General features: G+C 55.8%; 20 protein-coding genes. 16 read left to right on the plus strand and 4 right to left on the minus strand.

Annotated elements, in window-relative coordinates; all coding sequences use genetic code 11:
- The first annotated feature begins 120 nt into the window (after nt 1–120).
- From istA to NOR97_RS19935, 3 genes are all read left to right on the plus strand, one after another.
- Entirely contained in the window at nt 121–1908 is a 1788-nt protein-coding gene (gene istA, locus NOR97_RS19925; protein WP_216601674.1) for an IS21 family transposase, read from the plus strand.
- Nucleotides 1905–2636, plus strand: a complete 732-nt coding sequence (gene istB / locus NOR97_RS19930) for an IS21-like element helper ATPase IstB (protein WP_171676501.1) — start codon at nt 1905–1907, stop codon at nt 2634–2636. The genes istA and istB overlap by 4 nt, the downstream gene beginning before the upstream one ends.
- A 346-nt stretch (nt 2637–2982) precedes the next feature.
- Complete coding sequence (locus NOR97_RS19935) at nt 2983–3318, plus strand: ion channel (protein WP_171676499.1); 336 nt, start codon at nt 2983–2985, stop codon at nt 3316–3318.
- Nucleotides 3319–3383: 65 nt separating this feature from the next.
- On the opposite strand, the gene NOR97_RS19940 is transcribed toward NOR97_RS19935, so the two are convergent.
- On the minus strand, nt 3384–4700 hold the full coding sequence (locus tag NOR97_RS19940; RefSeq protein WP_171676497.1) for a M48 family metallopeptidase: 1317 nt from the start codon (nt 4698–4700) through the stop codon (nt 3384–3386).
- 139 nt (nt 4701–4839) lie between these two features.
- Between NOR97_RS19940 and NOR97_RS19945 the strand changes: the two genes are divergently transcribed.
- The 5 genes from NOR97_RS19945 to NOR97_RS19965 all read left to right on the plus strand — a co-directional run bounded on the left by NOR97_RS19945 (nt 4840) and on the right by NOR97_RS19965 (nt 9582).
- Nucleotides 4840–5103: a hypothetical protein gene (locus NOR97_RS19945; RefSeq protein WP_171676495.1), complete on the plus strand. Its 264-nt coding sequence runs from the start codon at nt 4840–4842 to the stop codon at nt 5101–5103.
- Nucleotides 5104–5119: 16 nt separating this feature from the next.
- Nucleotides 5120–6787: a sulfatase-like hydrolase/transferase gene (locus tag NOR97_RS19950; protein WP_171676493.1), complete on the plus strand. Its 1668-nt coding sequence runs from the start codon at nt 5120–5122 to the stop codon at nt 6785–6787.
- 95 nt (nt 6788–6882) lie between these two features.
- Nucleotides 6883–7614 carry a hypothetical protein gene (locus NOR97_RS19955; RefSeq protein ID WP_171676491.1) on the plus strand — a complete coding sequence of 244 codons (732 nt, stop codon included), beginning with the start codon at nt 6883–6885 and terminating at the stop codon, nt 7612–7614.
- Nucleotides 7615–7733: 119 nt separating this feature from the next.
- The gene (locus tag NOR97_RS19960; protein ID WP_171676489.1) at nt 7734–8843 is read left to right on the plus strand and encodes an HlyD family secretion protein; all 1110 of its coding nucleotides are present in this window, start codon (nt 7734–7736) and stop codon (nt 8841–8843) included.
- Nucleotides 8844–8925: 82 nt separating this feature from the next.
- Nucleotides 8926–9582, plus strand: a complete 657-nt coding sequence (locus NOR97_RS19965) for a YSC84-related protein (protein ID WP_257601437.1) — start codon at nt 8926–8928, stop codon at nt 9580–9582.
- 362 nt (nt 9583–9944) lie between these two features.
- Here NOR97_RS19965 and NOR97_RS19970 read toward each other — a convergent pair whose 3' ends face one another.
- Entirely contained in the window at nt 9945–10856 is a 912-nt protein-coding gene (locus NOR97_RS19970; protein WP_171676485.1) for a homocysteine S-methyltransferase family protein, read from the minus strand.
- A 399-nt stretch (nt 10857–11255) separates the two neighbouring features.
- Here NOR97_RS19970 and NOR97_RS19975 point away from each other — a divergent pair, with 399 nt between their 5' ends.
- Together NOR97_RS19975 and NOR97_RS19980 are read left to right on the plus strand one after the other, a co-directional pair.
- Complete coding sequence (locus NOR97_RS19975; protein WP_171676483.1) at nt 11256–12902, plus strand: AMP-binding protein; 1647 nt, start codon at nt 11256–11258, stop codon at nt 12900–12902.
- A gap of 96 nt (nt 12903–12998) precedes the next feature.
- Nucleotides 12999–13844: an MBL fold metallo-hydrolase gene (locus NOR97_RS19980; protein WP_171676481.1), complete on the plus strand. Its 846-nt coding sequence runs from the start codon at nt 12999–13001 to the stop codon at nt 13842–13844.
- Nucleotides 13845–14770: 926 nt separating this feature from the next.
- On the opposite strand, the gene NOR97_RS19985 is transcribed toward NOR97_RS19980, so the two are convergent.
- Entirely contained in the window at nt 14771–15130 is a 360-nt protein-coding gene (locus NOR97_RS19985; RefSeq protein ID WP_171676479.1) for a helix-turn-helix transcriptional regulator, read from the minus strand.
- A gap of 93 nt (nt 15131–15223) precedes the next feature.
- On the opposite strand from NOR97_RS19985, the gene NOR97_RS19990 reads away from it, so the two are divergent.
- From NOR97_RS19990 to NOR97_RS20015, 6 genes are all read left to right on the plus strand, one after another.
- Nucleotides 15224–16225, plus strand: a complete 1002-nt coding sequence (locus NOR97_RS19990) for a succinylglutamate desuccinylase/aspartoacylase family protein (protein WP_171676477.1) — start codon at nt 15224–15226, stop codon at nt 16223–16225.
- Nucleotide 16226: 1 nt separating this feature from the next.
- Entirely contained in the window at nt 16227–17204 is a 978-nt protein-coding gene (locus NOR97_RS19995; RefSeq protein ID WP_171676475.1) for a threonine/serine dehydratase, read from the plus strand.
- Nucleotides 17201–17866: an MIP/aquaporin family protein gene (locus tag NOR97_RS20000; RefSeq protein ID WP_171676473.1), complete on the plus strand. Its 666-nt coding sequence runs from the start codon at nt 17201–17203 to the stop codon at nt 17864–17866. Before NOR97_RS19995 ends, NOR97_RS20000 begins: the two co-directional genes overlap by 4 nt.
- Nucleotides 17859–19049 (plus strand): MalY/PatB family protein, encoded by a 1191-nt coding sequence (locus tag NOR97_RS20005; protein WP_171676471.1) that lies wholly within the window; start codon nt 17859–17861, stop codon nt 19047–19049. Before NOR97_RS20000 ends, NOR97_RS20005 begins: the two co-directional genes overlap by 8 nt.
- The gene (gene arsH, locus NOR97_RS20010; RefSeq protein WP_171676469.1) at nt 19046–19756 is read left to right on the plus strand and encodes an arsenical resistance protein ArsH; all 711 of its coding nucleotides are present in this window, start codon (nt 19046–19048) and stop codon (nt 19754–19756) included. Before NOR97_RS20005 ends, arsH begins: the two co-directional genes overlap by 4 nt.
- Before the next feature lie 265 nt (nt 19757–20021).
- On the plus strand, nt 20022–21758 hold the full coding sequence (locus tag NOR97_RS20015) for an adenylate/guanylate cyclase domain-containing protein (RefSeq protein ID WP_171676467.1): 1737 nt from the start codon (nt 20022–20024) through the stop codon (nt 21756–21758).
- A gap of 219 nt (nt 21759–21977) precedes the next feature.
- Here NOR97_RS20015 and NOR97_RS20020 read toward each other — a convergent pair whose 3' ends face one another.
- On the minus strand, nt 21978–22394 hold the full coding sequence (locus tag NOR97_RS20020; RefSeq protein WP_253762175.1) for an MBL fold metallo-hydrolase: 417 nt from the start codon (nt 22392–22394) through the stop codon (nt 21978–21980).
- Nucleotides 22395–22404: the final 10 nt, after the last annotated feature.

Consider the following 22404-nt stretch of genomic DNA (forward strand, 5'->3'; position numbering starts at 1 on the left):
CAGTCATTCGCTGCGTGTGCAACACGGCGACGGTGCGGTGAAACAAGCGGACGTTCAAGAAGTGTTGGGCGATAGCAAGAACCACATACGGTCAACGTGCCCTTTTCCTGACCAACCCAAATGCTTCAGGATCTGTTGCAAACTTTTGACTGTTGCCTCTCACTAGTGCTTCGAGTGAATGGAAATCGAAATATTGAAGTCGAAAGTTTGTTTATGATCTCTTTCAAAGGCGCACAGTATCCGAAAGATGTGATCCTCTTCGCAGTGTTCTTCTATGTCCGATACGGTGTGTCATATCGCGATCTGGAAGAGATCATGCATGAGCGATGTGAATCGGCATGCAAAATTGACCCACCTGTTTTCGTTAAGATCCGCACAAAAGTGCGGAGGAAAGAGCAGGTGTTATTGATGGAAAGCGTATCGAAGATCCGGCGATGGGTATTGGTTGAGGAACGCAGCATCCGGTCTGTTGCGCGGTCGACGGGATTATCACGGAACACGATCAAGAAGTATCTGAAGGATGAGAGCCCGCCGAGCTACCAGCGCCAGGCCCCGCCGGTTCGGCACAAACTTTGCAATGGGTTTGATCTCCGGCTTCAGGAGTTGTTCGATCAGGACCAGAAGCGACCACGCCGGGAGCGGCGGACGGCCCAGAAGCTCTATGAGCAACTCGTAACGGAGGGCTACACCGGGTCTTATTCCCCGGTTCAGCGCTTTGTGCGCGACCTGAAGCGGGCTGGCACTGGTTCGAGCGAAGCGTTTATTCCGCTGCATTTTGCGGCAGGTGATGCGTTGCAATTTGACTGGAGCGAAGAACGGGTTGTCCTGGGCGGTGTCGAGCAGAAGGTGAAGGTTGCCCATTTCCGCCTGTGTCACAGCCGCAAGCCCTTTGTCGTGGCTTATCCCGGCGAAGCCCAGGAGATGGTGCTGGATGCGTTCGTGCGGGCATTGGCGTTCTATGGCGGCGTGCCGCGCCGGGTGATCATCGACAATCCCAAAACGATGGTGACCTATGTCTCGCGCTCAAAGGACCGGATATTCCATCCCCGGTTCCTGGCCTTGATGAACCACTATGTGATGGAACCGGTGGCCTGTACACCCGCTGCGGGCTGGGAGAAGGGGCAGGTTGAGAACCAGGTCCAGTTTTTGCGCGGCCGGTTGTTTGTTCCCAAACCCGCCTTTGGTGATCTCGATGCGCTGAACGATTGGCTGCGCCTGCGCTGTGAAGAACTGGCAGAGCGCGCCCATCCCGAGCATCAGGATCGCACCATTGCAGAAATGTTCGAAGACGAGCGTGCTGAGCTGCGCCCTCTGGGCCGGGCATTTGATGGATACGTGGAGAAGACCGTCCGCGTCCGCTCCACCTGCCTGGTTCAATTTGCCAGCAATCGATACAGTGTGCCCTCCCGGTTCGCCGGACAACATGTGTCGCTGCGCGCCTATGCTGGCCGGATCGTGCTGGCGTCGGGCCAAGAAGTCATCGCCGAGCACAAACGTCGCTTCACTCGCAATGTCAGCTATTTTGAGCCATGGCATTACGTGCCGCTGCTGGATCGCAAGCCCGGCGCCCTGCGCGACGGCGCCCCCTTTGTGGACTGGCAACTGCCCGAGGCCATGCATCGGATCAGGGAGCATTACATGGCCGGCAAAGGCGGGGATCGGGAGTTCGTCGATTTGCTTCTGCTGGCCCAGGATCACGGAATCGAGGTGGTCGAGACGGCTTGCGAACTGGCGGTGGAACAAAACACCTTGCGCCTTCCTGCCATCATCAACCTGATCAACCAGTTGGTAGAACCGGTCATCACACCGCTCAACGACGCCTATACCTATCCGCAACTAACCTTGCGGCCCGAGGCCGATTGCAAGCGCTATGAGATGCTGTGCTCAGCTGAGGAGGCGGCCGCATGAACGCCCTCATCGACCAACTGACTACCTTGAGGCTGCATGGAATGGCAGCTTGCGCCCATGATTTGCTGTCCGCGCGCAAGCCACCAAGTCTGACCACAGCGATAAAGCAACTGATCGACGCCGAGACTGTAGAACGCCGGGTGCGCTCCATCCAGTATCAAATGCGGATCGCGAAGTTCCCCCATCACAAGGACTTCGCCACCTTCGATTACGGTGCGGCCGCGGTTACCCAGAGCCAGATCGAACCGTTCTGCACAGGCCAGTTCACCGACGAGGCGCATAACCTCATTCTGGTGGGCGGAACCGGCACGGGCAAAACCCACATCGCCATCGCGCTTGGAACCACCCTGATCAACAACGGCAAGAAGGCCCGTTTCTTCAACGCCGTCGACCTGATCAATGCGCTGATCAAGGAACAGGCCGAGGGCAATGCCGGGAAGATCATCCGGCAGCTCTCCGCCCTGGACTGCGTCATCATCGACGAGTTGGGCTACATCCCGTTCCCCAAGTCCGGCGGTGCGTTGCTGTTCCATCTGATCAGCAAGCTCTATGAGAAGACCAGTGTCATCATCACCACCAACCTGGAGTTCGGCGAATGGGTCTCGGTCTTCGGCGATGCCAAGATGACAACCGCGCTTCTGGATCGCGTAACCCATCACTGCGCAATCATCGAGACAGGCAACACGTCATACCGGTTCGCACAGAGCAAGCGGCGCAGAAAAACATAAACGTCGCGCAAGCAAAGCCCCCAGACGGACTCGCTATATGAGGGCGGCCCGCCTGGGGGCTTTGCGCCACATAGGGTGGGTCAAATTTAAATGCTGAAACCGGGTCAGTTTTGAACGCTCATTGACAATGCTGTTTGAGACCAGCCCTCAGGCACAGGTTCTGGTGCCGTTGGTTGCAGCTGTTGCGTTTGGCCTTTTGGCATCCACTTTGCTGGTCATCTTCGTGTTCCCAACGGCGCTCGGAATTTACTTCGACATTGTGGATGTCAAAAAATGGCAGGCCAACAGACAAAAACGCGATGAACACGAACCGGCAGCTGTTTCAGTCTCATAGGCGAATAGCGGTATGGTTCGTAACTTTCTGTTCAACTACCTTGGCCTGTTTCGCGCTCTCGCGGGCGCATTGACGGATGTCCGGTCTTTGCACTTGCTTGCCATGTCGGCATCATTGGTGTTCGTCAGCACGAGCTTCTACGTTTTGGTCGAAGGTTGGAGCATTCTGGATGCGGCCTATTTCTCTGTCGTCACCATGTCGACCGTTGGATATGGGGATATCGCGCCAACCACGGCAATGGGCAAGGTTTTCACCATGATCTTCACTGTCGCCGGGATCGGGATTTTTGTTGCAACGATAACGACGGTAGCCTCGATTTTTGTGGGGAACTTCAAAGTCCGAAAGTAGCCAGAACTTGCGGGAGGATTAGCAAAATTTATGTAAATCCTCTGCTCGATCGAATTGCCGACGCTTCACTGACTCCACCCAGCTTTGCGCAATTGGTTCATCAAGCTCTCAGCGTCTTCGGGATCGCGAAATAGCCGAAACATGAACTCCTCAATGCGGCTGTTCGGCCAGGCTTTTTGGTATTCCTGAACGCGTTTTTGCGCTTCTGCCGTTCTCCCGGACGCCTGTAGTGAAGCAATCAGATGCGCTGTGTTAATCTCGCTGACTGGTTCACCAGAAGCTGCTGCATCCATCAGGTGGTCAATCGAATCCTCATAGTTCCCCAGATAATAACTGGCGTTGCCAAGAACATTGCGCCAGGGGAACCGCGATCCCTGACGGTTTTCATGAATTTTAGGATCAGAACTCGCGACGGCTCTTTCAAAGTCGCCTGAGAAGAACGCAATGATTGCGTCAAATTCCAGAACGATCAGATCATTTGGATTCAATTCCACCGCGCGCACCGACAACCTGTTTGCTTCATCAAAATCCCTCTCAAACATCAATAGCGCGGCCATGGCCGACTGGCTCCACGCCTCTGATGGTGCCAAACGCATCGCCTCTTCCGCATAGAGCCGGGCTTGCACCAGCATTTGATCGCGATCCGGACCTTCAGGAGCTAAACCTCCGAAGAACGTAGCCGCTTGTGCCGCCCCGGCATAACCACCGAAATAATCCGGTTTCAGTTCGATCGCTTTTTCGAACAGTGTCAGGGCCGCCAATAGTCGTGTTGGTTGAGTGGCTGGAAACAGCATCGAACGGGCATCTTCCGCGATATTTCGGGCCTGCAACGCCGCGGGGGAGGTTTCGAACAAAACCGCGCGCTCAACCTGGTTGCGCTGATCCGGATCGAAACTGGTTGGCTGGGTTGTTTTGTCTGTCCGAAAACCAAAGAAGACGGCCGCAAATCCCACAAAAAGAACAACGATCGCGCCTACGACAATGCCCAACTGGGGTGCAGACGACGCTTCGATCTGCGATTTCTCTGGTGGTACGTTGGTTTCGAAATGAGGTGCGTACCCGCCCTTTGCGACATGGATGCGAAGCGGGTCCTGCGCGCCTTCTTCCAGATAATACACATCCAGCCTGCGCCGCAGGCGGCCAGCGTCGACGCGCACGACATTTGCAGTCGCGATGTCTTTTTCGGATCGGCGTCCATAAACGTCCTGCGCGATCCGTTTTCCAAGAATTTTGTCGCCTCGACCCTCTAAGCTCTCGACAACAATGTAACGCAGAAATTCCTGCAGTCGGTCAGCACCAGCGAACACCTCGCTGGACAAGACACGATCTAACGCGTCCCGCACATCTGTTTCGCTAGATACTCCTGAGGATACGTCCTGCATCTTGGTCCGAGGGTCTCCAGAATTTAGATTTAAATTCATCCGCTTACAGCAGCGTGTAACCGTTACATGCCGTTAAACCATATATCTAAACAACTGCGTGAATTAGGCAAGTTCTACGCGGCGCAACCGGAGTTTCGCGATGGAGATTGAAGAGCTGTGGACCGCAGGACTGTCGGAATGCTTCACCGGAGAATTTGACAGTGTTCGTGCACTGTTTTTAAGCGATCAGAACTTTGCCGAGATGTGCCGGGATTTTGTCGAGATACACAAGCTGAGCGTGTTGGCAGATGCACAGGATCCGCATGTGCACGAGTGCCTGACAGGGCTGAAAGAAGAAATACTCTCGCACTATTCAGACGCAAACGATCGAAGGTACCCCTTGAAGCACTTGAAAATGAATTGAGATCAACGGAGAGACTATGAAACTGACCAACCTCGCAATAGTTCCCTTGATGCTTGCAGCACATCCGCTGCTTGCGCAGGAGGAGCCCATCATCCACGATTCAGAATATTACATTCTGCTCTCGGAGCACGGTGATCAATGGGCCGAAGATGACGCAGCCGTGGACGCTCGGCTGGCGGAATTTCGTGAGAAGAACGGTGGCAAACCCCCGAACATCATCAACATTCTGATCGATGATCTGGGTTTTGGTGACATGGGAATTCCCGAGCTCAACGCACTCCGTGGATATGAGACGCCCAACATCAATGACTTCTCGGACGAAGCTTTGCGCATGGTGCGCATGTATACCGAACCATCCTGTACACCAACAAGGGTCGCACAGATGACCGGCCGTCTGCCGGTGCGCATCGGCATGGGTGACACCGCCGTTGACATCGCCGGATTTGGCCTGCCGGGGAGCGAGAAGATCCTGCCCGAAGTTCTGAAAGATGCGGGTTATGCCACCAGCCATATCGGCAAGTGGCACATGGGCGACATCCCCGAAAGCTGGGCCATGAACAACGGGTTCGACTACGCCCAGATGGCCGTGCACCAACAAGGTCAGCTAACCATTTTCAATGACGATGCCATCCACGAAGGTGTGTCTGTTGGCAATGCTGACTATGTGCCGGCCTATACGATCGACAGCAACTTCCGACCTGATGCCTCGGCCATGATGACCACGATCGAAGGTGAAGCTGGTGGCCCGATCCGCGAGATCCGCATGGAACCGGGCGAGCGCTGGAATGCGTTGAAATACAACGAAATGAACCAGGCCTTCCAGGACAAAGCCATGGAAGAGCTGGCGCGTCTGGCAGGTGGCGAAGAGCCATTCTTCTTGCAATACTGGCCGCTTCTGCCGCTGGACAACACCCGCGCTGGCCGTGATGGTCCTCAATCACCGAACGGTGGTCTATATGCGGACAAGATGCAGCTAGTGGACGAATGGCTGGGTGCGATGTTCGACTCGATGGAAGAACTGGGCGTTGCCGACAACACCATCGTCGTTGTGATGGGCGACAACGGTCACTTTACCAAGTATTCGCCGGAATCCGGTTACACGCCGATGATCTTCCGCGGTGGTAAAGCCGACACGACCGAAGGTGGCGTACGCACCGACGCGTTCATTCGCTGGCCCGGCATGATCGAAGCGGATGGCCTGCTCAATAGCATCGTTCACGTATCGGACATGTACACGACGCTGGCCCGGTTTGCCGGTGCTGATCAGTTCATCCCGAGGGACCGTCTGGTTGACGGTGTCGACCAATCCGCTGCGCTTCTCTTTAGCGATGAGCAGAAAGCACGCCGTGACCACGTGATCATCTATGCCGACACAAAGCCCGAAGCGATCGTCAAGGACCAGCTCAAGCTGCAACTGCCTCCTCCGGGTAAAAATCCGATCGTCGCCAAGTTCTTCAACCTGTACCACGACACACGCGAAGAACATTCAGTATCAACGGAAGTAGGGGCCTGGGGTGGTCAGGAATTTGTGCGAATCTTGAATCGCCACGTGGCACGCAAAGAGCTCTATCCCGATACACCGCCGGCCTTCGGGATGCCTTACGAGGGGGTTGAGAACATTCGGCCCGAAACACAAGCTGCCGTAGATGCGTTTATCGTTCGTAAGGAATCTCCGAACCAGTAAACGGTAGCGGCGGTCCGGTATCCGGGCCGCCGTATTCAAATGAAATTTCAGTAAAATCATGCAAAGGCATTAGACCTGAGAAAGGGAGCCACGCCTTGAGGAATATTACGACTACAACAGCTTTGGCCACAGCGCTGGCTTTTGTTGGGACGGCCACGTTCGCCGAACAAGATAAATGGGATTTTCGGGCATTTATTTACCTCTGGGCCCCTGAGCTAAGTGGAACGACCGTCACCGGCCAGGACATGACCTTGAGTTTCTCGGATCTGCTGGACAATCTGGACTTTGGCCTCATGGGGGCGCTGGAAGCCAACAAAGGTCCGATATCCATCTTGGGTGACTTTCAGTATCTTGATCTGAGTTCAGATCAGGATGCCGCTGTTGGTCCCGGTATCCCAGCGACCGCTGATGCCAGTGTCACCGGGTTCGTGTTCACGGGGTCGGCGGGATACGATTTCAGGCACGCTTACCCAGGTCAACTTGTCGGCTATGGCGGGTTTCGCTACCTCGACCTGGACACGACAGCGAACTTGTCCGTCGGTGCTGGGTCGCAGAGGGTTTCCGGCTCCATTTCAAACTTTGATGCAATTGTCGGTGTGCGTGGTGTGCAGCCGCTGGCCGACAAATGGGCGCTCTCTTTCATTGCCGATGTGGGGGCGGGTGAAAGTGACCTGACCTGGCAGGCTGGGGTGACCTTCGATTACCGGATCAACAATTGGGATCTGAGCTTCGGCTACCGCCACCTTGCATGGGAAATCGGCAACTCCGATGTCGTGAGCGATCTGTCATTCTCTGGCCCGATCGTCGGGGCCAAGTTTGCATTCTGAGCACTCGTGGAGAGTGCTAATACTCTGAGTTCTGTGAAGGCACAGAACATCTCAAGCCGCCTGACGGTGCGGAAAACACCGTCGCTGAGATCACTGGTTATCCCAAAGGGGCATGAAATATGCTAATCGTTCTGGCACTTTATTTCGGCTTGGCCTGGCTTGTGTTCTCTAAGCTCCACCTGCTGCCTTGGAATGCCATCTCAAAGACGGTTGTCTACGGGGGCGCGGTAGTGATCGCTCTGGTCGTGATCGGGGCCTTGAACCACACCACACCAAGCGGCACAGCGTCGGTTCAAGGCGCGGTAATCAGCATAGCTCCAAATGTTTCCGGTCCAGTGACCGAGGTTGCCGTCGAACCCAACCAGCCTGTGTCAGAAGGTGAAGTCCTGTTCCGGATCGATGATACGGAACAAGCCGCTGAAGTGGCGCGGCTTGAGGCATCTTTGTCCTCAGCGCAAGCCTCAGCGGATCAGCTGATACACGATCTCGAAGCAGCTGAGGCTGATATTGCCTCTCTCGAAGCACAGCTGGAATTTGGAATTGCACGCCGCGATGACATCATCCGCCTTGCGGACCGGGGCGCATCATCAGAGTTCAAATTGCAGGAGGCAATTTCTACGATTGAGCAACTAGAGGCTGGATTACGGGCCGCCAAAGCGCGCAAGGCAGGTCTTGAACGGCGCATTGCGGCACAAGTGGACGGCGTTGATGTCGGTGTCGTAGAAGTTGAAAACATGCTGGCACAAGCACGTTGGGCGTTGGAGCAGACCGTTGTTCGCGCCCCTGCAGATGGCTTGGTGACGGGCTTATCTTTGCGCCCGGGAAACCGTGTTACGACGCTGCAAGGCGCAATAAACTTCGTTGTGCCGGACGACCGGGTTCTGATTGCCACGCTTCCCTTGAGCAGTCTGCAAAACGTATCCGCAGGGGACAAGATTCGCATCGCAATGCGCAGCGCGCCGGGACAGGAGTTCGAAACAACCATACGGGACATACCTCCGGCAACCAGCGAAGGGGCTTTGGACACCCGAAGCGGTTTGCCCTCGCTGGGCGAACTTGCCGGGTCCGCGGCCTATATCGTGATCGCCGACATTCCGACCGATCTGAACGAAAAGACAACCAAATTGGGCGCATCTGGAACAGCGCTTGTGATTACCGAAGGCGCAGGGGCGATTTCGGCGTTGGCGGAAATCCTGTTCTGGATCACAAAGAAGATGAACTATCTTTGACACCAACTGGCCGAGTTTTTGGCGGGAACGGCTCTGGTATTGAGTGCTTGATACGTCTGCAGAACTATATGAGGGGGAGAATATGCGACGTGCTAAACTAATCGTTGGAATTGCGATAGCTGGGTTTGTGCTTCTGTCAGCGGACTATGCTGTGCATGCACAAAATCTACTCGACAAAGTCACAGAGGGCGTCTCGGGCGCTGCTAAAAAGGTTGGAGATGTCGCGGAGACAACAGGGGAAGCTGTCATCGACACAACTGGGAATTCGACTGCGTCTGAGATCGACAGTGGAGTGAATGTAGCGCTTGAACAGCTTTATTCGAGTTCATCTGAAGCCAAAGACCTGTCAGAAAAATCGGTAGCGATCCTGGTTTTTCCAAAGATTACCAAGGGGGGCCTGATGGTTGGTGGTCAATTTGGTGAGGGAGCGATGCGAGAAAATGGCAGCACGACCGGGTACTACAGCATTGCAGGCGCTTCATACGGGTTTCAGGCGGGTGTTCAGCAATTTTCCTATGCCATGTTTTTCCTGGATGACGCGGCGCTGGAATACTTCCGCAACAATGATGGTTGGGAAGCAGGTACCGGTCCGACTTTGGTGGGCGGCGATCAGGGGTGGTCAGCTTCGATGGGAACAAATGACCTGCAAGGCGACATCGTGCCAATTGTGTTCGGGCAAGAAGGCCTGATGGCCGGCACAAGCCTCCAAGGGACAAAAATCACCAAAATCGAAAAGTGAAAGTAGCGCAATGTGCATCGAGCTTAGTTTGGCAACGCCTTAGCTGATGTAGTGAAAGACGCAGGACAAATGCTAGGCGAAAAACTGTGATTGGGTCGGAGTTGGACCCCGGTTAGAGCTTTTACTATGGCGGAAGGCAAGTGTTTATTGCGAAACGAAAGCTCGCCTCGTACCGCAGACTGTGAGTTCGACCTTGACCAGATTTTTCGATTGCGGCGAATGACTACCAAGCGGGCTGCGTCCGCAGCATCGCGACCCGCCGCTGGACGCCGGCTCTGGGTCCGATCTCCTAACAAGTTGTGGAAAGAAATCACGGTATCACCTTAGATTTCAGCGCTATCGCTCAGATTGAACGAAGTTGGCTACGCCAATTCGCTGGCCATCGATTTCAGGTGGCGCATGTCGGTGCCGCAGCACCCTCCAAATACTTGAATCGACGGATTCTGCTGCGCAATCGCGGCAATCTGTTTGCCAAGCTCAATTGGATCGCCTTCGTCCAGCTCATCTGCTTCGTCAAGTTCCGCATGCGAGCAACTCGAAGCGTTTGCCACCATGCCTTTAAGTCGGGGGTGGTTGCCAAGCGCTCCGGCGAAATGGGTCGGATGAGCGCAGTTGACCATAAAAAACAGCGCCGCCGAGTCGGTTGCATCGTCGATCTGATCAATTCCGTCCACAAGTTTGGTCCCGTCCGCAAGACACCCGTCCGTTTCGACAACCAGAGACATGATGATCGGCAGATCTGCGTCTCGGGCAGCGAGGATGCATCCCGCAGCCTCACTTGGACGGTTGAACGTATAAGCGGTGACCAGGTCGACGCTTGTGTCTTTCAGGCTGTGCATTTGAGCGGCGTGGTATTGGCGTGCATCTTCGACCGTCACCGGAGGGATGTCGGCGTAAGGGTCATAGCGCGGGCCGATACAGGCCGACACCAGTACATCATCGCGAGCGGCAGCCTGGCGCACCTCCTCCATTAGACTGACCGCATCTTTGTTCACCTCAACGAGCCGGTCTGTATCGTACCCCAACGGCGCTGCCCGATCGGCGTTCGCCATCCATGTGGGTGCATCAAGGATGCATCCGACACTCATTTCATGGGCGAGATCGACAAGTGCCTCCATTTGACCGGCCAGTATTGCCCTGGTGCCAGGTTCTTCCAGCAATGGAAACGATGCGAAACCGGGTAAATCAACGCCATGATTGAATATCAGGTCGGTGCCAGTGCCGGCATAAACCAAAAAGGTTTTGTCACCTTCGAGCGGGAACTGTCGCGCCATTCTGATCCACACCTATTGACGTCAAGTCTTCATAGATACCTACATTGTCTCGGATCTCTTGTGAACCTTAGGGCGGCGACAGGGTGTCTTCCGCGAGCATGACCTCATCTTCCCGGGCAACTCGCTACTGCAGCGAGTGTCCCCTTTGGCGGACCGCACCGCGGAGTCATCAAGCCATTGCCAATGGTCGATTTGGGCCGACTGCGCAGGGTATCAGAACAGAGGTGTTGTGGATGCGGCACCGCTTCCGAGGTCGGCCTCTCGAACCCAAACCGGGCTTTGGTATGGGACTAATGGACCGCTCGTGGTGCACTTACGTTCGCGTAATCTCCAACGTGGAAATTCGACCCATTTGAGTGCAAGGTAACTGAAGGGCTGCATTTGGAGGAATGCGTTTTGATGGGATCGAATTCTGACTCTGGGACTCCTCGAGACTACTCCAAAACGGCCGAGAACTTTGACCTGGACCTTGCAAAGTCCTTCTTTTCAGGCAGTTTTAGCGACGGGATCAATGCATGCGTAGAATGTTGTGACGCCCATTTGCAGGGCAATCCCCTGGCTTTGAACTGGATTGCATTGGACGGGCACCATGAGACACGCAGCTTTGTAGAGTTGCGCGACGAAGCTGCGCGTTTTGCCAACTTGCTGAAGAAACAAGGCATCCAACCCGGCGACATTGTGGCGGGTCTGTTGCCGCGGACCCCGGATCTCGTGACAGTTGTTCTCGGCGCCCTCCGGGTTGGTGCGGCCTATCAGCCCTTGTTTACAAAGGCCATTCAGGATCGTTTGACCATGAGCGGTGCGAAGCTGGTTGTCACTGACGCCGCGAACCGCAAAAAGCTTGGCGGAGTGGAAGATTGCCCGCCAATCGCGACTATCGCAAACACCCCGCAAGAGCTTGTTGCCGGAGACATTGATTACCGCCGGACAATGGCAGCGCTATCGTCGGAGTTCGCCCCAGTTTTGCGGAACGGCGATGATCTGATGTTCATGATGGCGACCTCTGGAACTACAGGCCCCGCAAAAGGAGTGCCCGTGCCCCTAAAGGCTCTGACTGCTTTTCGATCTTACATGGTCGAGGGGATTGGCCTGCAGCATGAGGATGTTTTCTGGAACATTGCAGATCCGGGCTGGGCCTATGGTCTCTACTATGCAGTGATCGGCCCGCTCCAATTGGGTCATGCAACCACTCTGGTCGAAGGGCCATTCACTGTGGACAGTACATATGACGTGATTTCGAAATTGGGCGTGACCAACTTTGCAGGCGCGCCCACTGCGTTTCGACTAATCATCGCCGCCGGAACCGAACGCGCGTCACAGCTGCGCAATCAGATCCGCTGCATCAGCAGCGCGGGAGAGCCATTGAACCCCGAAGTCATCCGCTGGTTCAAGTCCGAACTGAATGCGCCGATCAAAGATCATTATGGGCAGACCGAAACGGGTATGCTGGTGAATAACCATCACGGGCTCGAACATCCGGTTCGTCCGGGATCGGCAGGCTATGTGATGCCGGGATACAGGGTCGAGGTTTTGGCTGAGGATGGCAGCATTGCCGATCTCAATGAGCCAGGTCAATTGGCCGTCAACATTGCGGAGTCACCTCTCTTGTTCTTTGGCGGCTACCTGAACAAGGGCAACAAGTCGATCGAAAACGGATACTATCTTACTGGGGACACGGTGGAGCGGGATGAAGACGGCTGTATCACGTTTGTTGGTCGGAACGACGACGTTATCACCTCTTCGGGTTATCGCATCGGACCGTTTGACGTTGAAAGCGCTCTGATTCAACATCCCTCTGTGACGGAAACGGCGGTCGTAGGCGTTCCTGACAAGGAGCGGACCGAAATAGTGAAAGCGGTGGTCGTACTGGCGGAGGGCAAAGAAGGTACTGACCAGTTGGCTGAAGAGCTGAAGGAGTATGTCAAACAGCGCCTTTCTGCGCACGCCTATCCTCGGCTTATCGAATTTGTCAAAGAACTGCCAAAGACACCCAGCGGCAAAATTCAGAGGTTTCTGCTTCGACAAGCAAGTGTCGGCGCCACGTGATCGAGCCTATCGGATACAAGCTACGTTGTTTAACGGCATGGCAAATCTGCTGGGCAGAGAATGGCGGTTTCAGCATAGTAAGAAAGGACACCAGTCATGTTGTGCAAAGTAGGTGATGTTGAAGTCTGGCGTATTCTGGAAATCCATGCTCCTTTTCTGACTGCGGAAGAGTTGTTTCCCACTGCGGGGCCAGATGTCCGGGCTATTGTCGAAGCGCATGTTCCCGGCGGTGTTTGTGTGCAATCCGGGCAGCTGATCCTGCCGATTCAGGGTTTTCTGCTGAAAACACCCACGCATAACGTCCTGGTCGACAGTTGCGTCGGCAATGACAAAACTCTGCCGCGGCGACCCGACTGGCACAAGCGATCAAGCCAGCGATTTATCGCAAGCCTTACGGCGGCAGGGCTGGATGTGGGGGATGTCGATTATGTTCTGTGTACCCATCTGCACGCCGATCATGTCGGCTGGAACACGCGCCTCGAGGACGGGCGCTGGGTTCCGACCTTTCCGAATGCGCGCTATCTGATGCCTGCGGCAGACGAGGTCTATCAACGCGAGGATAACAGCGATCTCTACATCGAAAGCGTTCTGCCCGTCGTCGAAGCCGGGCAGGCGGAACTGGTGGAGACCGGACACAAGCTTGGCGACCATGTCACTCTGATCCCCACGCCAGGCCATACACCCGGCCATGTCTCGGTCGAAATCACCAGTGGTGACCGGCGCGCTCTGATTACCGGTGATGCAATCCATACAACCGCCCAGTGCTGGCATCCCGAGTGGCATTTTACGTTTGATTCCGATGCTGAGATGGCCGTGACATCCCGTCGGAAACTGTTGGAAAGCGCCTCGGAAACAGGATGTATTGTGCTGGGAAACCACTTCGCTTTGCCGTCTATTGGTCGGGTGAAGGCGGACAACGACGCGTTTCGCTGGGAGGACTAGCCCAGATTGTATTTTGATGTACGCGGGTCTGTTGTCGGATGGAGGCTGACGTGAAAGTTTGACGCGCTCCTCAGCTTACAGGCAATGATCGGCTAAACTAAATCTCGAACCCATTAGGCTATGTCACATTCCCTTGAATTCTTGTTTCACAAGCTTTCTCTATTCACCATTTTGTGAAAGCCTGAGGCGGTTATGAGTGACAGAGTGTGCAATTTTCAGAAAACAGTGGTTCTTTCTGAACTCCAATCAGCTCTCTTGGGCGGAATTTGTCATCACTGTGAGGTGACAAGTTCGGAACTGGCCAAGCGTGGAGAGGTGCTGGAAATATGTGGTCAAGAGTACTGTTTCGATTATGAAACCGGTGTGTCCACGGAGACTGAAATTTTGTTGTGCCCCGGCTGTCACGAGGCAAACCATCTGGACGCGCAGCAACAACATAACCCTTGCCACATCTCTGCAAGACGCAGCCGAGAAGAAGTGAACTACTCGCCAGGCTCTTGAGACGAATGATTGGAAGAACGGTAGCTGGTTCATTTTCGGTAGTCCGCCAGGCCGAGATCGTCCCACACCCAAATGAAATCAAAGTCTGCAAAAGGAGAGCCGGTCTGGCGCGCGTTGCGGTTTTCGATTGTCTGTCAACCGCGGTGAGAAAATCGGCCACGGGGCAGAGCAAAAGTCGGCCACTGTTGGGGTGACCGGCGCCTTATCGCACCAATACTGATCGTAGCCGCGTTGATCATCGGCGAGTTCAAGCCTTGAAATGGTCTTGTCAGAAGAACTTGCGTTGAGGCGGGCAGGGGGTATGAGCAATCATAGAAATCAAAAATGCTGCGCCCTTCACGAATGGCTGCTCTTGGGAAGCCAGCCAGTGAATTCTGGAGGATGGCCAATGTCGGCTCTGGGCCGTCCAAGTAAGGCCGGGCTACTCACATATCTATTTGGTCTGAAACGCCTTCGTCTCCGGCGCTAAGCAACGTCAGAATGTCCTGGCAGTTATCTATACGTCCACCGCAGCAGTCCGCCAGGAGAAAGCCGACGACGCCGTTGATCGCAGGTAGATGTGCAGCGTAGCGGATTTCACGTTGGTTACGGGTGCTTGTCAACAAACCGGCGCGTTTGAGGATGGCAAGATGGCCTGATAGTGTCGAAGGCTTCGCATCGAGCTGCTCTGCAATTGTCAGCGCGGGAACACCATTGGGCGACGCTTTCACTAAAAGCCGAAACGCAGCCAATCGTGTCGGATGGGCGAGAGCGGCAAAGGTGTCGATAGCGGAGTTTTGGTCCATAATTCGTCAATGCCCGAAATATCGAAGCTTGACCAGTGGGCAAGACTGCAATACCCCAAAAGCCAATTCGGCAATCGCCGAAATGAGGGGCGCATGAGCGGAACATCGATCACATCGGAAGTTGATTTTGAGGCGATGGGCAAACAGCAGGGCTACCTGCGGGTGCCGCATTCGGTCCATCGCTCCGCCTATGGGTGGATCCCGTTGCCGATCACTGTCCTGCGCAATGATGACGGACCGACACTGGTTGTTTCAGCCGGCGTGCATGGAGACGAATACGAGGGCCAGATCGCGGTGGCCAACCTTGCGCGCCAGCTCGACGCGTCCGATATCCGCGGACGGCTGATCTTGCTGCCGATGGTGAATCTTCCGGCCGCAGAGGCCGGTTGCCGAGTGTCCCCAATCGATGATGGCAACCTGAACCGGCTTTATCCGGGTGATCCGAAGGGAACGCCCTCTGAAATGATTGCGCACTATCATGAGGAGGTAATCCTGCCCTTGGCTGACTACGCGGTCGATCTGCATTCCGGCGGATCGTCTCTGATCTATCCCTCCACCGTTCTGCGAGGTCCGTCCCATTCGCCGGAAGAAGAACAGGGTTTGTCGCTGCTGACTGAGGCCTTCGATCTGCCTTATGCGTGGGTGTTTACCAGTGGCGGTGGAAAAGACAGTTCAGCGCGGACGGCCATGGGGGCTGCCAACCGTAAGGGCGTCGTCAATGTCATGGCGGAACTTGGTGGCGGCAACTGCGTAACGCCGGACATTCTGCGCCAAACAGAGAGGGGGCTGCGACGGATCCTGCACGCCCTTGGTATGTTGCCTGGCCATGAACCCGATGAAGCGCAGGGCACACGTGCGCTCAATGCGAAGGGCTCTGTTTACGCCTACGACGCAGGCCTGTTCGAGCCGCTGAAAACCATCGGCGACGCTGTCGTCTTTGGCGAGGTCATCGCGCGGATCCATCATCCCGAAACTCCGGGCCGCGCCCCGGATGAGGTTACATCGCCCTACGACGGCATCGTTCTGGCGAAGCGCGCCATGGCACAGGTCAGGCGTGGTGATGCGCTCTATCAAATCGCGGCGGAGGCGGGTTGATATGGGGCGGCATCCGGTATCCCTCAGTGACATGCGCGAGGCAGCGACCGCCTTGGACGGCGTGGTGAGCCGCACGCCGCTGCTGGAAAACCCGGATGTGAACGCGATGCTCGGAGGGCGTCTGCTGCTCAAGGCCGAGAATATGCAGCGCACCGGAGCTTTCAAAATCAGAGGTGCCTATCATCGGCTTTTGAACCTGACGGATGAGGAGCGGGCGAGGGGCGCGGTGTCCTATTCCTCCGGCAACCACGCGCTCGGGCTGGCGCAGGCGGCCGCGATCATGGGAACCTCGGCAGTGATCGTCATGCCGTCGGACGCGCCCGAGGCCAAGCAAGCCGCCGTCCGGGCCATGGGGGCCGAGATCGCAACCTATGACCGCGACACACAGGACAGCGCGGATGTTGTGGCGCAGATCATCGCCAATACTGGGCGGATTGAAGTTCCCCCGAGTGCGCACCCGCAAATCCTGGCCGGGGCGGGAACCGCTGCTTTGGAAATTATTGAGGCCGCGGGCGGGCCGATTGATGCAGTCCTAATCCCCTGCGGCGGCGGCGGGCTCACGGCGGCGACGGCTGTGGTCATGGCAGAGGCCTCACCCGGAACCGAAGTCTTTGCCGCCGAACCAACGCTTTTCGATGATACGCGCCGCTCGCTCTCAACGGGCAAACGCGTGCCGAACCCAAAAGGCCAGCGAACCATCTGTGACGCGATCATGACGCCGATCCCCGGCGAGATGACGTTTGCCATCAATCGCGACCTTCTGGCCGGTGGCGTGACCGCCACGGATGACGAGGTACGGGGCGCTATGCGCTTTGCGTATCAGCAATTCAAGATCGTGACAGAGCCCGGCGCGGTGGTGGGTCTGGCCGCCATTCTAAACGGACAGGTGCCGATTGAGAACCGCACCGTCGCGACCGTGATCACGGGTGGCAATATCGACCCCCTGCGCTTTGCACAGCTTTTGGAGACACCCCAATGACCCTTGATCGCCGCCTGATGGCCGAATGGCTCGGCACCTTTTCCCTGCTCGCGACAGTCGTCGGTTCCGGCATCATGGCCGAACGACTGGCAGGCGGCAACGTGGCGGTAGCCCTGTTGGGCAACACGATCCCCACCGGAGCGATCCTCGTTGTGCTGATCACCGTGTTCGGGCCTATCTCGGGTGCGCACTTTAATCCTGCCGTGACGCTGTCCTTTGCCTTGCGGCGCGAGATCGCCCCAAAAGAAGCCACTCTCTATGTCATGGCGCAGATCTTCGGAGGCATCATAGGCGTGCTCGCGGCGCACGTCATGTTCGAACACCCGTTGATTGATGCCTCTACGACAGCGCGGACGGGCATTGGCCAATGGGCGGGCGAATTCGTTGCGACCTTTGGTCTGATTGGCACAATCCTTGCCTGCATCAAGGCGCGCCCTCAGGCGGTGCCGATGGCCGTTGGGCTATATATAACGGCGGCTTACTGGTTCACGTCTTCTACCTCTTTCGCCAACCCTGCCGTCACCATCGCGCGCGGGTTCTCGAACACTTTCGCTGGAATTGCGCCGGGAGACGTCGCCGCTTTCATTGCGATGCAGCTGGTCGCGGCTGTCCTCGCGACATGGTTCTTCCGCTGGATGCTTGAGGACGCGTCCGATGGCTGAGTTTGACTTTGATGAAGTGATCGACCGGCGCGTGGTTCCCGGTTTGAAGCACCATAAGATGGTACTGGGCGAGGACGGGATGGATCTATTTCCGGCAGGTGTCGCTGATATGGATTACCGCGTAGCCCCTTGCATCACTGATGCAATGGCAGAACGCGCCGCGCACGGCGTGTTCGGATACGAAACCGTGCCGGATGGCTTGATACCTGCGTTAACCGGCTGGCTGGAAAGCCGACATGGCTGGATAGTCGATCCCGCCCATATCCTGCGCTCGCCGAACATACTCAATGCGCTCTCCATGGCCGCGAACCTGTTCACCGAAGTGGGTGACGGGATTATCGTGCAGCCGCCCGTCTTCTTCGATTTTGCGGATATCATCGCCGAGAACGGCCGCGTTCTGGTCGAGAACCCTCTGATCCTGGAAGACGGTCGCTACCATATGGATTTTGATGGGCTGGAGCGGGCCGCGTGCGATCCACGGGCGCGCATGCTCTTTCTGTGTAACCCGCACAATCCAGTGGGCCGTGTCTGGACCCGAGATGAGCTTGCCCGGCTGGGTGACATCTGCCGCCGCCATAGTGTTCTTGTTGTCGCGGACGAGATACATGGCGACATCACCTTTCCCGGCCATGCTTATACGCCTTTTGCCAACGTGTCAGAGGCGGATGCTCGCAACGCAATCATCTGCCTGTCGCCCGCCAAGAGTTTCAATATCGCCGCGTGCTGTTTGGCCTTCACAATCGTCCCTGATGAGGCCCGCCGACAGGCCTTTCAGGCCGAAAATAGCCGCCTCACGGTCAATAAAAACAACGCCTTTGCCTCTGTCGCCATGCAGGCGGCCTACGCCGAGGGTGGCCCATGGCTGGACGCTGCAAACCGGTACATTTTGGGCAACCTCGCTCTCGTGCGCACCCGTATCGCAAAGCTACAAGAGGTAAAGTTGATCGAGCCAGACGGCACGTTTCTGCTTTGGCTCGATTTCAGGAAACTGGGCCTCAAGCCGGATGAGCTAACAGCCGTTCTTCGCGAAAAGGCCGGTTGGGCAATTACGCGAGGCATCGTTTTTGGCCCTCAAGGGGCTGGATTTGGCCGCATGAACATTGCTTGCCCAAGAAGTAAACTTATCGCGGCGTTGGAGACTCTGGAACGCGCAATGGCCGAGCACCGAAAGGACGCAACATGACCGACACGCCTCAGTTGTCCGAAGATCATTTCCAGCCATTCGCCAACGACCGGTTGTTTGCCGAAAAACGATCAACTCATGGACCGCGTATCTTGTTACTCTACGGCTCGCTCAGGCAGCGATCCTTCAGCCGACTAATGACCGAGGAAGCCGCACGTGTTTTGGAACGGCTTGGTGCGGAACCTCGCAGCTTTGATCCGTCCGGACTGCCGCTGCCGGACGATGCCGACGCCGACCACCCGAAAGTGCAGGAACTACGAGATCTCGTCACGTGGAGCGAGGGCATGGTCTGGTGTTCTCCAGAACGCCACGGTGCCATGACCGGTATCATGAAGTCCCAGATTGACTGGATACCACTGTCCATTGGCGCAGTGCGCCCGACACAAGGCAAGACACTGGCGGTCATGCAGGTCTGTGGCGGCTCGCAAAGCTTCAACGCCGTCAATCAGCTTCGCGTTTTGGGGCGCTGGATGCGGTGCCTGACTATCCCGAACCAATCTTCGGTTCCGAAAGCGTTTCAACAGTTTGGCGACGACGACAGAATGAAGCCGTCCTCATATTACGACCGCATGGTCGATGTGATGGAAGAACTGGTGAAGTTCACGTTGCTGACCCGCGACGTGTCTTCTTACCTCGTTGATCGCTACAGCGAACGAAAAGAAACAGGCGAAGCGCTGATCGCGCGGGTCAACAGAACTGCAAGTTGATTTGCTACCTAAGACAGCAACCAAAGTCCGCTTTGGTGAAGCTGCGCCGCGGCATTAGCCCGTCCGCTCAAGGTCTGGTTCGGGCCGCAGCATTCCGCTGACACGAGTTGGAGAAAACAGCTGTATTGAGCCCCGAGCTTGCCTTCAAAGCGATGCGATATTTGCTGGCTTAGAAGTTTCGCTTCAACGGTGCTGAGATTGCGGCGTCGTCCGCTTGTCGCCTGAGACATAGCCATGAGCTTAACCCTGGGCTAATCTGAGGTTCATGGAAAACAGCAAACCGAAGCGGCGACTTGCCGCCATTTTGGCCGCTGACGTCGTTGGCTATTCGAACATGATGGGCGAAGACGAAGCAGGTACGCTTGCTCATCTGAAGGATTGCGAGAGAAAGCTGATCCAACCCACCGTCGGCGATTTTCTCGGAAGCATCGTCAAGAAGATGGGAGATGGATACCTCGTTGAATTTCCGAGCGTTGTTTCAGCCGTGCAATGCGCGATTGAATGGCAGGAGCAAATGGAAGGCCCGCTGGTGTTTCGCATAGGCATTAACTTGGGTGACGTAATTGTCGAAGATAATGACTTGTTTGGTGAAGGGATCAACGTCGCTGCCCGCCTGGAGGCACTTGCGGAACCGGGTGGAATTTGTCTTTCCGAGGATGCATGGCGTCAATCGAAAGGAAAAGTTGAGGCACAGTTTGAGGATCTTGGTTCCAAGCACCTAAAAAATATAGCTGAACCGGTGCGTGTGTATCGCTTGACAACCGGTGCACGCGCTTTCCCCGATGAACTGCAAAAAGCAGCACGACGCAACGATTCAAATTCGACCTGGAAGCCTCCCACCGTTCTCCTTTCACCGTTTCGACACCAGGGTGCCAGCATTGACGCAGAAAGCCTGGCCTCAGGGCTGACTGAAACCCTGGGCTCGGCGCTTGCCCATTTTGAGGAGTTCGAACTCATAGATCCCAGTAGCGCTAAGCAGGCCATCGCAAACTCCGGAGCTCTCGAAGCCGGTCGTCGGCTTGGAGCCGAATTCGCGCTAGAAGGCATGGTACAGGTTGCTGTTCAAAAGGCACGCATAAGTGTGCAGCTTGTGAAAGTCTCCAATGGTCAACGGGTTTGGTCCGACACACTCGACCGCAGCCTTGATGATGTCTTTGAGCTTCAGGATGGCATCACCGCGTTGGTCGCATCCACAATGAGCGATGCGGTCGGTGAGGAGCAGGCGAAGGCGATTGCCGAGAAACCGGATTCCGAGCTCTCGCCTCATGAGCAGGTTGTGCGCGGTCTTCAGCTCCTTCACCGGGTCAATCCCAAAGACAACGAAGTCGCCAGAGGCCACTTCGAGAACGTATTGCAATCAGATCCCAAGGGGCTTTGGCCCAAGCTCTGCCTTTGCTGGACATATGCCATAGAACTGGCCGGCGGCTGGCCGTCAACGCGAGCAGATGCACTCGAGTTCACCCTCAACGAAATGATCGATCTAATGCGCCGCTATCCGCGTTCTGCTCACATTCACCGGCTTATGAGCCGCCTGCGCTATTTCGAAAGCGATTACGCAAAAGGCGTGGCCCATGCCGAACGGGCCTACGAATTAAACCCATATCATAGCGACATGATGATCGCACTTGGCCTTGCGCGATTGTGGAATGGTGAGCCGGAACAGGCCTTGGTCCATCTTGAACGTGCATTTGCAACAAATCAGTATGCGCCTGATGTCTTCAAAAATTACTTATCGCTTGCCTATTTCCTACACGATCGCAGTGACGACGCACTCAAGATCCTGGCAAGCAGCGAGGGCGGGCAGACGATCACAAGACTTTACCGGATACTCAACTTGGTAGGATCCGATCAGGTTGAGGAAGCAAAGACAGAGGCACAGTCGTTGCTTGGCGAATACCCAGACTTTCGCCTCGACCGCACACAACTAATAAATTCGTTTCGGCGTGGTGAGGATCGCACGCGTGTCGTTGAAGCCTTGCGGACGGCAGGTCTGCCGGGATGAGCCATTGGGGCCAGGGCGGAAACCATCCTCAGACAAAGAAAGGAGATCAAACACCAGACAATCCAGAAATGCCGCTTGCTGCATCAAAACAACGCGGCATAGATTGAAACTACAGCGAGCTTGATCCTCCAAAACCAATCAAACGCTCGTGTTCCAAATCATTCGATGACGGACAGGGGAGAAGTGCTCTTCGAAATTGAGGCGGAACCCCTTCTGTGATCAGCGATAGAATTCTGGTGCTTTTTTCAGTTCAGGCCATTGCTCTGGACAATGTCCATAAATCACGAAGGCATCCCGCTGGGATGCCAGACGCATGAGTCGGTCCGCGCTTGCAATCGCGCCCTGCTCATCCCATGACCCCGCGAACTTCTCGTCGATCTCCGCGGGCCGGGAGATTGCATCGCTGGTCAGCAAGAATACACCCGATGGAAGATCAACCATTATGGCGATCTGACCCGGTGCGTGTCCGGGGGCTACCAGCACTGTAAGACCAGGTCCGATTCCAACATCGCCTTCAACCTCAAAATAATTCCGATTGGGCCATTCCAAGGGTTGGACATCGCCCCAATAAAGCGGTCGCGGTAAGGCCCGTTCTGTGGCTGATATTAGGATAACTGAGATACGTTTGCTCGGCATGCAACTGGCT

This window comes from Ruegeria sp. YS9 (assembly GCF_024628725.1).
Taxonomy (GTDB): Bacteria; Pseudomonadota; Alphaproteobacteria; order Rhodobacterales; family Rhodobacteraceae; genus Ruegeria; species Ruegeria atlantica_C.